Below are 14,852 nucleotides of genomic sequence, written 5' to 3'. Positions count from 1 at the left end.
TTCCGGAGGCCATACTTCAAACGTGTGGCAACAGCATCGGCGCCCCGCCGGACGCCGGACGAACAGGGGAACGCTCATGAGTCAGGACTTCGAAAGCATTGAACGCGACGTGGGTGCGGCAGTCGATGGCGATCCGGCTGCGGTCGCCGAACGTGTGCGGACGATCACGCTGGGGGCGCTGTCGCACGGCAAGCTGGACACCGACGCGCTCAAACAGGTCACCGACGCCGTGCTCAAGGGGGCACAGCAAGGCATCGAACGTCCCGATCGCGAACGCACCGAAGCCATCCGCGAAGCGGTGCGCGGGCTGGACGAGGCCCTTGCGACCGCCGCCCAGGCCACGCTGCTCGCAGTGAAGGAGGCGGTCGGGCGCGGCAGCGAGTACTCGCGCCAGGAAATTCGCGGCACGCTCGACCAGTTGGGCGCCATGGAGTCGAACTTCCTGCGCACGCTGTCCGACGCGGGACGCGGTGCAACCGGCCTCGCGCGCGCGACGCTGCACGAACTCGCCGAGCACGCCCGCAACAGCGGCACCGCAGTCGGCGGCCGCGTCGCCAACGCCGGAGCCGACCTCGCGCGTGCCGTCGCGGACCTCACGCGCGAGCAGGTGCAAAGCGGCGCCCAGACGCTACGCAACGAGGCGGGCCTGCTCGCCGCACTCGCCTCGGGGATGCTCAGGGGCATCGCCGACCGCCTGCACCCGGCGGGTTCGGATAACGGGAAGGGCGGACCGCGCGATCCGCAGACCTGATGCTGTGGAAAGCGATCGGCGCGGCGCGTGAGCTGACGCGCGCCCACGACATCGCCGCCGTCCTCATCCGTTACGGCTTCGGCGATCTCGTACGCCGCATAGGCCTTGCCGACACGCTCGAGCGCGCCGGCAAGGCGCTGCACTGGAACGAACCCGAGGAACTCGCCCGCCTCGAACCGCCTGCGCGCGTGCGCCGCGCCTTCGAAGAGCTCGGACCGACCTTCATCAAACTCGGCCAGATCCTCGCCACGCGCGTCGACCTGTTTCCGCCGGAATGGATCGCCGAATTCGGTCGCCTGCAGGATTCGGCCCCAGCCGTGCCCTTCGAACAGGTGCGCGAACAGCTCACCGAGGATCTCGGCGAAACGCCCGAAACCGCATTCGCCGAACTCGACACCCAGCCGCTCGCGGCGGCCTCGCTCGCGCAGGTATACCGTGCCCGGCTGCACGACGGCCGCCCGGTGATCCTGAAAGTGCGCCGGCCCGGCATCCGCCCGACCATCGAGGCGGACCTCCGGCTGCTCGCCCGCCTCGCCGAGATCATCGAGGCCGAAGCGCCGGACCTGCGCCGCTACCGCCCCTGCGAGGTCGTGCGCGAATTCACGCTGTCGCTGCGCCGGGAGATCGACTTCGCCGCCGAGTGCCGCTACGCCGAACGTATCGCGGCGAGCTTCATCGGCCGCCCCGAGATCGTCATCCCGCGCGTACATTGGCAGTGGTGCGGCGAACGCCTGAACGTGCAGGACTACATCGACGGCATCGCCGGGCGCGACCTGGCCGCCGTCGATGCAGCGGGACTCGAACGCAAGCTCCTCGCCCGCCGCGGCGCGTCAGCGGTGCTGAAGATGATGCTGGAAGACGGCTTCTTCCACGCCGACCCGCACCCCGGCAACGTCTTCTACCTGCACGGCAACCGCATCGCCTTCATCGACTTCGGCATGGTCGGCCGGCTTTCCGAATCGCGCCGCTACGAGCTCGCCGTCCTGCTCAACGGCCTCGTCTCGAACGACGCGGCGGCCGTCGCCGACGTGCTGCTCGAATGGCGCGACGCCGAAGCCCCGGATACCGAGCCGGAACGACTGCGCCACGAGATCGACACCTTCGTCGACCAGTACAAGGGCGTTCCCCTCAAGCAGCTCGACCTCGGCGCGATGTTGTCCGATCTCGTGATGATCCTGCGCGAGCACGGCATTGCCCTGCCGTCGGACCTGTCGCTGCTGATCAAGGCCTTCATCACGCTCGAAGGCATGGGCCGCCAGCTCGATCCGGATTTCGACATGGGCGCCGAGGCCGCCCCCTTCCTGCGGCGCGTGCTGCTCGCCCACCACGCCCCCGCAGCAGTCGCCAAGCGCGGCTGGCGCACACTCGCGCAGGCCGTGGACCTGGTTACGGGCCTTCCGCGCGACCTCAGCCAGCTTCTGCGCTCGGCGCGGCGCGGCAAACTCCAGGTGCAGGTCGACATCGTCTCGCTCAAGCGCCTCGGCGAGCAGCTCGACCGCGCCGCCACGCGCATGACGATCGGCATCGTCACCGCGGCACTGATCATCGGTTCGGCCATCGTCATGACGGTCGCGCGCGAACCGGGCTTCGCCGCGCTCAATACGCTGGGACTGCTGGGCTTCTTCGGCGCCGTCGCGGGTGGAGTGGCGGTGCTCCTGTCGATCTGGCGCGGCGGGCGCGACAACTGACCCTCGCAGCCGGCGCAAGCCTTACCAGTGCCGCCGGCTCGCCAGCAGGCGGCCGGCCGCCTCCGCGTCCAGAGGCTGGGAGAAGAGGTACCCCTGGCCGAAGCCGACCTTGAGCTCGCGCAGCCGCGCCAGTGTGCCGAGAGTTTCCATCCCCTCGGCCACGATCTCCATGTTCAGGCTGCGCGCGAGCGCGACGATCGCCTGCACGATCTCGTCGTGCTTGGCCTCCTTTTCCATCTTCTGCACGAAGGAGGCATCGATCTTGAGGATGTCGAGCGGAAAGCGGTGCAGGTAGGACAAGCTCGAATAGCCGGTACCGAAATCATCCATCAGGAACTTGATCTGCTGGTCCTGCAACCGGTCGAGCGTCTGCATGGCCGCGTCGCCGCTGTCCATGAGAACGCTTTCGGTGATCTCGAGCTTCAGGTAACGGGCCTCCAGATGAGCGCTGGCCAGCGCCTGGAGGACGACGTCCGCGAGGTCCGGCTGGGCGAACTGCACCGCGGAAACGTTGACGCTCACCTTCGGACGCAGCGCGGGGAACTGCACCTGCCACGCACTCAACTGACGGCAGGCTTCCCGCAGCGCCCAGTTTCCAAGCGGCACGATCAGGCCGGTGTCTTCCGCGACCGGGATGAATTCCGCCGGCGACATCAGGCCGCGTTCGGGGTGGCGCCAGCGCAGCAGGGCCTCGAAGCCGTCGATCTCGCCGCTCGCGAGATTTACCAGTGGTTGGTAGTAGAGCGCCAGTTCGTCGCGCTCCACCGCGCGCCGCAGGTCTGTTTCCAGGCGCAACTGGTTCACCGCAAAGGTATGCATTGCCGTGTCGAACACCTGGCAGTGCCCCTTGCGTTGTGCCTTGGCGCGCTGATTGGCGGTGTCTGCGTCGCGCAACATCTCCTCGGGCGCGGTGTATCGCTCGGGGCCCAAGACGATGCCGATGCTGGCGGTGGTGAACACCTCGTGGCCGTCGATGGGCAGCGGCCCCGTCAATGCCGACTGGAAACTCTCGGCAAAGGCGACGGCCGTGTCGGCACCGGTCATCCCCTCGACCAGCACGGCGAACTCGTCACCACCGAGGCGGGCCACGGTATCCCGCGGGCCGATCCGGGCCTGAAGCGTGCGCGCGACGGCCAGCACCAGCGCGTCACCGACGCTGTGACCGAAGCTGTCGGTGATGATCTTGTAGCGGTCGAGGTCGACCAGCATCACGGCGAAGCGGCGTTCGCCCGTTCCGCCGCCCTCGAGCGCGCACTGCAGGCGCTCCATGAACAGGGTACGGTTGGGCAGGCCCGTAAGGGCGTCGTGCAGCGCCTGGAAGCGCAGCCGCTCCTCGGCCAGTTTGCGCTCGGTGATGTCGGTCTGGGAACCGGCGACGCGGTAAGGTTGCCGATCCGCATCGCGCACCGCGAGGCCGCGCGTGAGCATCCAGAGGATTTCATCGCGCCTGTTGCGCATGCGGTGTTCGCTCTCGAAATGCGCAGTGGCGCCCGAAAGGTGCGCCTGCAGCCGCGCTTCCACTGCCGGCCGGTCGTCCTCGTGCACGCGCGAGAACCATTCGTCGATGCGGTCGCCGATGTCATCCTCGGTGTAACCGAGCATGGCCTTCCAGCGCGGCGAGTAATAGACGCTCCCTGCGCGCAGATCCCAGTCCCACAGCCCGTCGTTGGCGCCCTGCGCCGCGAGCGCGTAGCGTTCCTCGCTCTCGCGCAGGCATGCCTCGGCGCGGCGGCGCGCGCGACGCACCTCGACTTCACGCAGCTCGCGGTCCACCGCCGGCACCAGTCGCGCCAGGTTGCTCTTGAGGATGAAATCATGGGCGCCCGCCTTGAGCAGGCTCACCGCGGTTTCCTCGCCGATGGTGCCCGAGACGATGATGAACGGCAGATCGCAACGACAGCGCGTGAACACCTCCAGCGCCGCGGGACCGGAGAACTGCGGCAGCGTGTAGTCGGAGATGATGATGTCGACCGTGCTGCATTCGTCCAGCGCAGCACGCATGGCCGGCTCCGTTTCCACGCGCGTGAGCACCGGATCGTAGCCGCCGCGCCGCAACTCGCGCGCGATCAACAGCGCATCGTCCTCCACATCCTCGACGATCAGCACCTTGAGCCGCAGTCCGGCCATCGCCCTATCTCCGCACCGGCGGCGGCTCGTTGAGTGCGAGCCAGTACACACCCAACTGGCGCACCGCTTCCATGAACGCGACGAAATCCACGGGCTTGCGGATGTAACTGTTGGCGCCGCGTCCATACCCCTCGAGCAGGTCGCTTTCCTCCTTGGACGAGGTCAGGATCACCACCGGCAGGATGCGCGTGCGCGCATCGGCGCGCAGCCGGCGCAGCACCTCGAGTCCGTCCACCTTGGGCAGCTTGAGATCGAGCAGCACCACGGCGGGCAGCACATCGTCGCCGAGGAGGTAGTCGAGGGCCTCGGCGCCATCGCGCTTGACCACTACGTTGGTAATGTTGTGCTTGCGCAGGGCGCGCAGCGTAAGCGCCTCGTCGTCGGCGTTGTCTTCCACCAGCAGTACGATCCGGTTGTCCATATCAAGTCTCTCCCGACAAGGTTTTGTCCATCGGATACCCCACGGCGCGTTCGTCAGGCAGGGTGAACCGGAGCGTCGCACCGCGTTCGACGGCACCTTCCGCCCACACCTCGCCGCCGTGGCGATGCACGATGCGTTGCACGCTGGTGAGGCCGACGCCGGTGCCGGGGAACTCGGCCTCGCCATGCAGCCGCTGGAAAGCGCCGAAGAGTTTGCCGGCGTATGCCATGTCGAAGCCCGCGCCGTCATCGCGCACGAAATAGACCACGGAGCCGTCCGCGCCGCATTCGGAGCCGAACTCGATACGCGCCCGCAGGTGTCGTGCAGTGTATTTCCACGCGTTGCCGAGCAGATTCTCCAGCACCACCAGCATCAGCCGCGCATCGGCTGCGGCGGTGACGCCCTCGGCGATGACGAACTCCACCTCGCGCTCCGGCTCCGTTGCGCGCAGCTCGTCCGCCACCGTCCGCGCGATGGCCGACAGGTCCACCGGTTCGCGGCGCATCTCCGCGCGCGACAGGCGCGACAACTTGAGGATGTCGTCGATCAGCCGCGCCATGCGCTGACTGGCGGCACGCACCCGGCGCAGCGAGTCGCGCCCGTCGTCGTCCAGCCTGTCCGCATAATCCTCCAGCAGCACCTGGCTGAAGCCGTCGATGCTGCGCAAGGGCGCGCGCAGGTCATGGGACACCGAATACGAGAACGATTCGAGCTCGCGGTTGACGCCCTCGAGTTCGGCCGCGCGCCGCGCCAGTGCGCGGTTGAGGTGCTCGATCGCGGCTTCCGCCTGCCTGCGTTCGGTGACATCGCGCAGCATCGCGGTGAACACCATCTCGCCCGTGAGCTCAAGCTTGGAGACCGACGCCTCGGCAGGGAATTCCGTTCCGTCGCGGCGCAATCCGAATACCGGGGCACGCTGATCCATCCGGCGCGTGACGTCCCCGGCACGCGCGAACTCGGCGACATACTCGCGATGCCGCGCACGGTAGCGTTCCGGAACCAGCATCTCGACCGGCTGCCCGAGCACTTCCTCGGCGCGATAGCCGAAAACCTTTTCCGCCCCCCTGTTGAACAAGGTGATGCGTTGCGCCTCGTCGATGGATACGATCGCGTCCGCGGCGATTTCCAGTATCCCCGCAAAGCGCGCCCGGGCGGCGCGAATCTCCGCGTCCGCGCGCTTGCGCTCGCTGATGTCGGAGACGATACCGAGATAGCCCGTGATCTCCCCCTGCGCGTCCCGCAGCGCCGTGATCGCCAGCAGCACCGGGATGCGCGTACCGTCCTTGCGCACGTAGGTCCACTCCTCCTCGTCAGCCTGGTCGCGCCGCGGCTTCACCGTGAACACCTCGAAGCCGGCACCGACCGGCTCGCCCAGCTCGCGCGCCAGCGCTTCCGCATGCACCGCCATCTCTGCCGGATCGTGGAAAAGCTCCGGCGTCGCCTTGCCTTCCACTTCGGCGGCGGTATAGCCCAGCATGCGTTCGGCGGCGGGGTTGAACGTAAGAATGACGCCCGTCGTATCGGTCGCGATGATCGCGTAGCTCGCGCTATCGAGAATCGCCCGCTGGAAGGCGAGCGCCTGCTGCAGCGCACGCTCGGTGCGCTTGCGCTCGGTGATGTCCGTGGCGACGCCGCACAGCGCGTAGGTACGCCCTTCGGCATCGCGCACCGGGAACTTGATGGAAAGATACGTGTGCAGCTCACCCGCCTGCAGCAGGACTTCTTCGAGAGCCTGCGGCACGCCCCCGGCGAGCACGCGGCGGTCGGCCGCGCGCAGCGCTTCGGCAATGTCCGGCGGGAAGATGTCGCCGACGGTCTTGCCGACGAGCTCTTCGCGGCGCAGATTGAAAGTTTGCGCGAAGTGGCGGTTGACGAGGACGTAACGTCCGTCCGGATCCTTCATGAAGATGATCGCCGGCGTATTCTCGATCAACGCCTCCAGCTGTGCTTCATTTGCCCGCAAGGCCGCAGCCGTTTGTTCCAGCTGGTGCGACTTGTCTTCCAGGCTGGCGGTGCGCTCCCTGACGCGCTGCTCCAGGTCCTCGCGTGCCGCCCGCTCCGCCCGCGCAGCCTGCTGCAATGCATGGGACAAGGTGTCGACCTCCCGAATGCTGGTCGCCGGGATGAAGGGCATCTCCCCGCGCTGCATCGCATCGGCGGACGCAGCCAGTGCAGTCAGCGGGACGACGAGCCGGCGCTGCAGCCGCTGACCGAGGTAGATCCCGATACCGAGCAGGAGCAGTGTCGCGGCGAGCCACGGAAGAAACGTGCGGTACACCGGGGCGAAAATCTCCTGCCGCGGAATGGCGACCGCGACGGTCCAGTCGGCAAGCGACAGATGCCGATAGGCATAGACGACGGGCACGCCTTCCAGATTGTTCGTTTCGCCCACGCCTTCCTGCGGCAGCATGGCGCTCTGGTCGAACGGCGGCGGAGCGCGCAGACCGATGAACCGGGCTGCATCGACGCTGCGCGCGATGATTCGCCCGCTGCCGTCGAAAATCGCCGAAAGTCCCGTGCTCGACGTGCCTTCCTTCCCAAGCAGCGCGCTCAGTGCATCAGGCGTCACCGCCATGAGCAGAAAAAAACTCGACGAACCGTTGCGCAGCACCGGCACGCCCGCACTCAGCACCGGTCGCTTGACCACCGGCCCGTAGAACAGATCGCTGACGGTCGGCTGCCCCGCGAGCACCGACTCGAATTTCGCATCGTAGGAAGGCAATTGCCGCCCTTGCCATTCGATGTCCTGCCGCTTCGCGTAAATCTGCAGCAGATTGGGTAGCGGTGCGCCGAACGGACCGCTCGTATTGACCACTTGCTGCCCGGACGGCTCCACCAGCACGATCCAGCTCAAGCCACGGGGCCGGATCGCAGCCGTGGCGACGGCATGGAACTGGGCCCAATCCCGCGCGTCGATCTCCGGAAGGGCAGCGAGCGTCCCCACGATGGCCAGGTTCACGCCGAGTTCCTGTTCCACCGCCAGCGCGAGCGTCTGCACCCGCTGACGCAAACCTTCGATTGCGGCCGTACGATGGATGTCCCACTGCATCCACAAGAACGCCGCCGTCACGAGCGCCAGCGGCATGAGGGACGCGAGCGAGAGACGCAGCAGCGCCGCGCGCAGCGACTGCCGGAGCCGCCCGGCAGGTGGCCCCACGTCCGGATATCGCAGAGTGGATCGACCGGGGCTCATGGTGTCCCCCTCGGGAATGGTGAGGTCGCCGACAGCTCCCGCCCGCTACGACACGTATCGCGCGATGAATACTGCCGACACCGTGACGCGATCGCAGCGGTCGACGAACCGCATTCTGGCGCCTTCGAAGCCGGTTCCGGCGCCGCAAGTCGTATTACTTTCGACCTAGTAAAACAACTTGTCCAGTGCAAAGTGCCGCACCACGCGGCGGGTGCGCCCGGCGCCGGCATGCGCCCGAACCAGTCCTCCACCTGCGGAAAATCCCCGACCGACCATTCCGGGTCCGCGAACCTGCCGCCGGGCGTCGCCCCTACGGCCCGCGCCCCTCCCCAGCCTCTTCGAAGGTTCGCCCGTCGCGGATGCGATACAGACGCCGGAATGTCGGGATGATTTTCTCGTCGTGCGTCACGACGATGATCGCCGTGCGGTACTGCTCCGCCATCCGGTTCAGGATGCGCACCACGTTCAGCGCGCGTTCGCTGTCGAGCGGCGCGGTCGGCTCGTCGGCGAGCACCACGGGCGGCCGGTTCACCAGCGCCCGCGCGATCGCCACGCGCTGCTGCTCGCCGCCGGAAAGCTCCGACGGCGCAGCCTTGGCACGGTGGCCGACGTCGAGCGCCTCGAGCAGTTCGACGGCCTGCCGACGCGCTTCGCGGTTCGACTTCCCCGCCAGCATCGGCAGCAGCGCAACGTTATCGGTCACGTCGAGGAACGGGATCAGATACGGCGCCTGGAACACGAAGCCGATGTTGTCGCGCCGCAGGCTGCGCAGGTCGCGGATCTTCCAGCCGCCATCGAAGGCGGTCCGCCCGCCCAGCGCCATGTATCCGCCGGTCGGTTCGATCACCGCGCCGAGGCACTTCAACAGCGTGCTCTTGCCCGAACCGCTCGGCCCGATCAGGCCGACCACCTCGCCGGGGGCGATCCTCATGTCCACGCCCTTGAGCGCATCGACCGCGGCATCCCCCTCGCCATAACGCTTGCTCAAGCCCCTGACCTCGATTGCCGGCATGTCCAGCTCAGTGGCGCCCGGCCGCCCGAAGCCACTGAGCACCCCCTCGGGGGGCAGCGAACGAAGTGAGCGTGGGGGCCGTTCCATTCAGCCCCCGATCGCCGTCGCCGGGTCGACCTTCAGCGCGACCCGGATCGCCAGCAGGCTCGCGATCGCACACACGACCATCGTTGCGACCAGTCCGCGCACCGCATCTCCCGGCAACAACAGCACGTACTTCGGGAAATACGGCGCCCACAGCGTCGCGACCGTCTTGCCGATCACGAAACCGATCAGCCCGAGCCCCAGCGACTGCTGCAGGATCATCGCCGCGATCGTGCGATTGGGCGTCCCGATCAGCTTCAGCACCGCGAGCTCGCGGATCTTGCCCAGCGTCATGGTGTAGATGATGAAGGACACGATCGCGGCGCTCACGATCGCCAGAATCACCAGGAAAGTCGCGATCTGCCGCGCCGAGGTCTCGATCAGCTTCGACACGAGGATCTCCTCCATCTGCGCCCGCGTGTACGCCTCGAGGTGCTTCCAGCGACGGATGTTCTCGGCCACCTGCTCCGCTTCGTGGCCGCTCGCGACCCGGACCAGCACCGCATTCACGTTGCGGCTGGCCGTCTGCGACGTCAGGATCGCATCAAGCAGCCCCGGCACACCCGGACGGTTCAGCGCCGGGTTCGCCGCCGTGCGCGCACGCTCGTTGACGATCGCGTCGTTGTCCTTGAGGAACTGCGCCTCCTGCGCATCCTTCAACGGCAGGAACACCATCGGATCGCCGCTCGACGACACCATGCGCCGCGTGAGCCCCACCACCTCGTACTCGTGCCGGCGGATGCGCACCCGCTCACCGAGCCGGAAACCCGTGCGCACGTCCGCCACCACCTCGTAATGGCTGCGCGCGATGCGCCGGCCGGCCACGAGGAAGGGCGGCTCGCCCGGACGCCCCGGCTCGAACCCCACCGCCATCACGCGCACATCGCGCTCGCCCTGACCGATCTGCATCGTCAGGTACGTCACGTTCGACGCCTCCGCGACGCCCGGCATCCCGAGGATCGCGCGGTACGCATCGTCGCGCAGGTTAGATGGCTCCGCGTACGGTCCCAGCGTCTCCTGCTGCACGGCCCAGATATCCGCGCCGCTGCTGCGCAGGAGCACCTGCGCGTCATCCACCATGCCGCGGTAGATTCCCGCCATCGACAGCGTCACGCCGATCAGCAGGCCCAGCCCGACGCCGGTGAAGACGTACTTCGCCCAGTGGTGAAGGATGTCGCGCCCGGCAAGGCTGATCATCGACGCACCCCGGCGAGCGACTCGGCCGGACTCACCCGGTCCCCCGCGCCGAGCTCGCGTTCGCTATGGACGACGATGCGATCGCCCGCCTGCAGTCCCTCCAGCACCACGACCCGCCCGTCGAGCGAAGTATCCCCCGTGCGCACCGGCACGAAGCCCGCCGCCCCGTCCGCAACGGTCCATACGCCGCGCCGGCCGCCGTACTCATGCACCGCCGCGCCGGGTACGGCCAGCACGTCCCCGCCGCGGGTCGTCGCGATCGTCACTTCGGCCAGTTCGCCGAATGCGAAATCCGTCGGCACTTCGTCGAACACCACCTGCACGATGCGCTCCTCGGTCACCGCGTCGCCGTTGAGCTCGACGCGCGCAACCCGCCCCGCCAAGACGAGCCCCGGCCGCGAACGCAGCACGATGGAGGCCTTCTGCCCGGCATGCACGCCGCCGGCGCGCCCCTGGTCGATCCGCGTCCGCACACGCACGCTCGCCGGATCGACCATGCGCAGCACGGTCTGCCCGGCCACCAGCGTCGTTCCCGGCTCCGCGTCGCGTGCCGTCACCACCCCCGCCACCGGCGCGACAAGGCGCACATTCGCCCGCTGCCGTTCCGCCGCCGAGCGTTCCGCCTCCAGCCGCTCCAGATCCATTCGCGCCGCATCGAGCTGCGCCCGCGCGGCCTGCAACTGTGCGCCGGCGGAACCCGCCTCCTGCCGCTTCGCCTCGACCGCCGCATCGCTGAAGAAGGCCTGCTCGCCGAGCGACGCATAGCGCCGCGCGTTGCGCCCCGCGAGCTCCTGACGCACCTCCGCATCGCGCACCTGCGCACGCGCCGCCTCCAACGCATGGACGGCGCGAGCCGCAGCCGCCCGCGACGCCGACAGGCGCGCGTCCAGTTCCACCGGATCCATCTCCGCGAGCAACTGCCCCGCGCGCACCTCGCCGCCGACATCCACGTGCACCGCGAGAACGCGGCCCGGAACCGTCGGCCCGATCGCGTAACTCCTCTCCGCCTCCACCGTGCCGACCCCGAACACGGCGTTCTCGAACGCCCCGCGCTCGACCACCGCCGTCGTCACCCGCACCGGAGCCAAGGGTCCGCTCCTCACCATCAGCAGGACGAATCCGGCCAGCAGGACCAGCCCGAGGACGGACAAACCGACCACACGCAGGATTGGCCGCTTCATGTCCGCCTCCCCACGATGCCCGACAGATAGACCCCGAACACCCCTTCGGCCGCTTCCTCCACGCCACGCATCCCTCCGGCGAGCATCGACTGCATCACCAGTCCCTGGATCGCACCGATGAATAGCGTCGCCGCGGGCTCGACATCCAGCTCGCGCCCCGCTGCGCGGCCGTCCTTCGCGCACTTCAGGACCTGCAGCAAGGTTCCCCGGTAACTGGCGAGCAGGGCGCGGATGCGGCGCTTCACCGCACTGTCGCCCGGCTGCTGCAGCTCGTGGAAGATCAGGCGCGGCGCGCCCGGGTAGGCCGCGGCGAACCCGATGTGCGCGCAGAACATCGCACGAAGCTGCGCGAGCGGCTCGCTGCTCGAAAGCGACGCCTCCTCGATCGCACCGAGCAGGTTCTCCTCGATCCATTCGGCGACTGCCAGCCAGATCGCCTCCTTGGTCGGGAAGTGGCGGAATACCGCCCCCTGCGTGAGATTCATGGCCGCCGCGATGCGCGCGGTCGTGATGTCCGCGGGGCTGCTTTCGGCCGCCAGGGCGAGCACGGCCTGAACGATCTCGGCCTGCCTGAACTCCGATGAACGCCGGATGCGCGGAGATTCCATCGTGACGACCCGATAGTAAGTAATTAATTACTAGCTTAGTATAAGCAAATCACGATGTATACCCGTCAGATCCGTCTTACGTGCCGGGCAAGTGATTGCGTGATGTCAGGTCAAGTGCTGTACCGTCGCACCCGGGAGTCTCCGCTTCGCTCCGCCGGTCCGCAGGCGCGGAGCGCTGCTCCGCGAAACCCCTGCGCCACTCCCTTCAAGGAAGGATTGAGGTGGAGATCGGTTAAACCCACTCAGTAGAAACCAATCCCGCGCCCGACGGCAAACCTCAGGCTTCGATCTCGCGCGCCTGCTCGATCGCTTCCTCGATCCGGTCCACCGCGATCACCCGCATGCCGGCGATCGCCTGCTTCGGCGCATTGGCCTTCGGAATAATTGCGGCCGTGAAGCCGAGCTTGGCCGCTTCCTTCAGGCGCTCCTGGCCGCGCGGAGCGGGACGGATCTCGCCCGCGAGGCCCACCTCGCCGAACACCACCAGCTCGCGCGGCAGTGCCCGGCTGCGCAGCGAGGACACGATCGCCAGCAGCACCGCGAGGTCCGCCGCCGGCTCGGCGATCTTCACTCCACCCACCGCATTCACGAACACGTCCTGGTCGAAGCACACCACGCCCGCATGGCGATGCAGCACCGCGAGCAGCATCGCCAGCCGGTTCTGCTCCAGCCCCACCGACAGACGGCGCGGATTCGGGCTGTGCGCGCCGTCGACCAGCGCCTGGATCTCCACCAGCAGCGGCCGCGTGCCCTCCTGCGTCACCAGCACGCAGCTGCCCGCCACCTGCTGGCTGTGCTGCGACAGGAAGATCGCCGACGGATTGCTCACGCCGCGCAGACCGCGCTCCGTCATCGCGAATACGCCCAGCTCGTTCACCGCGCCGAAGCGGTTCTTGAACGCCCGCACGAGGCGGAAGCTCGAATGCGTGTCGCCCTCGAAATACAGCACCGTGTCGACGATGTGCTCCAGCACGCGCGGCCCCGCCAGCGTGCCGTCCTTGGTCACGTGGCCGACTATGATCAGGCACGTGCCGCTCTGTTTCGCGAAGCGCGTGAGCTGCGCCGCACATTCGCGCACCTGCGCCACCGAACCGGGCGCCGACTGCAGCGCCTCCGAATACACCGTCTGGATCGAGTCGATCACCGCGATGCGCGGCTTCGCCTCCTTCAGCGTCGCGAGGATGCGTTCGAGGTTGATCTCGGGCAGCAGCTTCAGCCCCGCCGGATCGAGCTGCAGGCGCTGCGCGCGCAGCGCCACCTGCTCGCCCGACTCCTCGCCGCTCACGTAGATCGCCGCCTGCCGCGCTGCGAGCGCCGACAGCGCCTGCAGCAGCAGCGTCGACTTGCCGATGCCCGGATCGCCGCCGATCAGCACCACGCCACCGGCGACCAGTCCGCCGCCGAGCACGCGGTCGAACTCCTCGATCCCCGTCGGCGTGCGCGGCTCTTCGCGCGGCTCGAGCTCGGCGAGCGACTGCAGCCTGCCGGTCGTACCGGCCAGCGCCGCGAACCTGCTGCTGCCCGGCGTCGTAGCCTCGATCACCGTCTCGACCAGCGTGTTCCAGCCCTTGCATTGCGGACACTGGCCCTGCCAGCGCGGCGCCTGTCCGCCGCACTCGCTGCAGACGAAGCTCGTCTTCGCCTTCGCCATCACGCGCTCACGTCATCGACCGCCATGCGCTTGAACTCGGCCACCGCATACTCCGCAAAGGTCGTGATCAGACGCGAGCGGAACTTGTCGCGCGGCACGATCACCTCGAGCGGCGTGTACTGGCGCGGCTCCAGCGGAATCCCGACCAGGCGCCCGTCGCGGATGTCGCGCTGGATCGCGGCGCGCGACGCGATCGCGAACCCCATCCCCTCGGCCGCCAGGTACTTCACCGTTGCGAGGCTGCCCAGTTCCGCGCAGATCGTCAGCTCGTCGATACCGATGCCCGCCGCGGCGAAGAAGTCCTCGGCCAGCACGCGGATCGCGTTGCCCGGATCGCGCGTGATCAGCGGATGATCCTTCAGCACCCTGGCACTGAGGCTCTTGTGCTTCGCCAGCGCATCCTTCGGGGAGCAGATCACGAACAGCTCGTCGCGCGTTGCGGTCATGCGCTCGATCGCCGGCTGCTCCGACACGATCTCGATCAGCCCGAGGTCGAGCTCGCGCGACGCGACGCGGTCCTCGGTCAGCTGCGAGTTGCCCACCACCACGCGCGGCACCACGCGCGGATACTTGCGCTTGAATCCTTCCAGCAGCTGCGGCAGCCAGTAAGCCGCGATCGTCGTGCTGGTGCCGATGTTGAGCGTGCCGCCGAGCTCGTCGGTCAGCTCCGACACCCGCGACTCCAGCTCGTCGGACAGATCGAGAATCCGGTCCGCGTAGGCCAGCACCACCTCCCCGGCCGGGGTCAGGCTCACGCGCCCGTGCCCGCGCTCGAGCAGACGCGTGTTGAAGTGCTCCTCCAGCTGCTTGATCTGGAAGGTCACGGCCGGCTGCGTCATGAAAAGATGTTCCGCGGCCCGCGTGAACGAACCGTACTTGGCCACGGCGCTGAATACCTGAAGTCTGCGATCAGCCACGACTACCCCATAAGTCTCGTTT

11 protein-coding genes are annotated in these 14,852 nt (G+C 68.0%); 2 read left to right on the top strand and 9 right to left on the bottom strand.

Annotated features, from left to right (window positions below; genetic code table 11):
- Window positions 1-76 precede the first annotated feature (76 nt).
- Together BW991_RS09190 and BW991_RS09185 are read left to right on the top strand one after the other, a co-directional pair.
- Window positions 77-751 carry a DUF6781 family protein gene (locus BW991_RS09190; RefSeq protein ID WP_076601801.1) on the top strand — a complete coding sequence of 225 codons (675 nt, stop codon included), beginning with the start codon at window positions 77-79 and terminating at the stop codon, window positions 749-751.
- Complete coding sequence (locus BW991_RS09185; RefSeq protein ID WP_076601800.1) at window positions 751-2,439, top strand: ABC1 kinase family protein; 1,689 nt, start codon at window positions 751-753, stop codon at window positions 2,437-2,439. Before BW991_RS09190 ends, BW991_RS09185 begins: the two co-directional genes overlap by 1 nt.
- A 21-nt stretch (window positions 2,440-2,460) precedes the next feature.
- On the opposite strand, the gene BW991_RS09180 is transcribed toward BW991_RS09185, so the two are convergent.
- The 9 genes from BW991_RS09180 to BW991_RS09140 all read right to left on the bottom strand — a co-directional run bounded on the left by BW991_RS09180 (window position 2,461) and on the right by BW991_RS09140 (window position 14,830).
- Window positions 2,461-4,566 carry a putative bifunctional diguanylate cyclase/phosphodiesterase gene (locus tag BW991_RS09180; protein ID WP_076601799.1) on the bottom strand — a complete coding sequence of 702 codons (2,106 nt, stop codon included), beginning with the start codon at window positions 4,564-4,566 and terminating at the stop codon, window positions 2,461-2,463.
- Between the two features lie 4 nt (window positions 4,567-4,570).
- Window positions 4,571-4,987, bottom strand: coding sequence for a response regulator (locus tag BW991_RS09175; RefSeq protein WP_076601798.1), 417 nt, complete (start codon window positions 4,985-4,987; stop codon window positions 4,571-4,573).
- A 1-nt stretch (window position 4,988) separates the two neighbouring features.
- A complete protein-coding gene (locus tag BW991_RS09170) occupies window positions 4,989-8,180 on the bottom strand; it encodes a PAS domain S-box protein (RefSeq protein ID WP_084205023.1) in 3,192 nt (1,063 codons plus the stop codon).
- Between the two features lie 310 nt (window positions 8,181-8,490).
- Complete coding sequence (locus BW991_RS09165; RefSeq protein WP_076601796.1) at window positions 8,491-9,192, bottom strand: ABC transporter ATP-binding protein; 702 nt, start codon at window positions 9,190-9,192, stop codon at window positions 8,491-8,493.
- Window positions 9,193-9,279: 87 nt separating this feature from the next.
- Complete coding sequence (locus tag BW991_RS09160) at window positions 9,280-10,473, bottom strand: ABC transporter permease (RefSeq protein ID WP_076601795.1); 1,194 nt, start codon at window positions 10,471-10,473, stop codon at window positions 9,280-9,282.
- Window positions 10,470-11,654, bottom strand: a complete 1,185-nt coding sequence (locus BW991_RS09155; RefSeq protein WP_076601794.1) for an efflux RND transporter periplasmic adaptor subunit — start codon at window positions 11,652-11,654, stop codon at window positions 10,470-10,472. Before BW991_RS09155 ends, BW991_RS09160 begins: the two co-directional genes overlap by 4 nt.
- Window positions 11,651-12,262: a TetR/AcrR family transcriptional regulator gene (locus BW991_RS09150; RefSeq protein ID WP_076601793.1), complete on the bottom strand. Its 612-nt coding sequence runs from the start codon at window positions 12,260-12,262 to the stop codon at window positions 11,651-11,653. Before BW991_RS09150 ends, BW991_RS09155 begins: the two co-directional genes overlap by 4 nt.
- Window positions 12,263-12,539: 277 nt before the next feature.
- Window positions 12,540-13,913 (bottom strand): DNA repair protein RadA, encoded by a 1,374-nt coding sequence (gene radA / locus BW991_RS09145; protein WP_076601792.1) that lies wholly within the window; start codon window positions 13,911-13,913, stop codon window positions 12,540-12,542.
- Window positions 13,913-14,830 (bottom strand): LysR family transcriptional regulator, encoded by a 918-nt coding sequence (locus tag BW991_RS09140; protein WP_170879073.1) that lies wholly within the window; start codon window positions 14,828-14,830, stop codon window positions 13,913-13,915. The genes radA and BW991_RS09140 overlap by 1 nt, the downstream gene beginning before the upstream one ends.
- Window positions 14,831-14,852 lie beyond the last annotated feature (22 nt).

This window comes from Aromatoleum tolulyticum (assembly GCF_900156155.1).
Lineage (GTDB): Bacteria > Pseudomonadota > Gammaproteobacteria > Burkholderiales > Rhodocyclaceae > Aromatoleum > Aromatoleum tolulyticum.
Note: the sequence above shows the minus strand (reverse complement) of the source record. Positions and strands in the feature narration are given on the sequence as shown.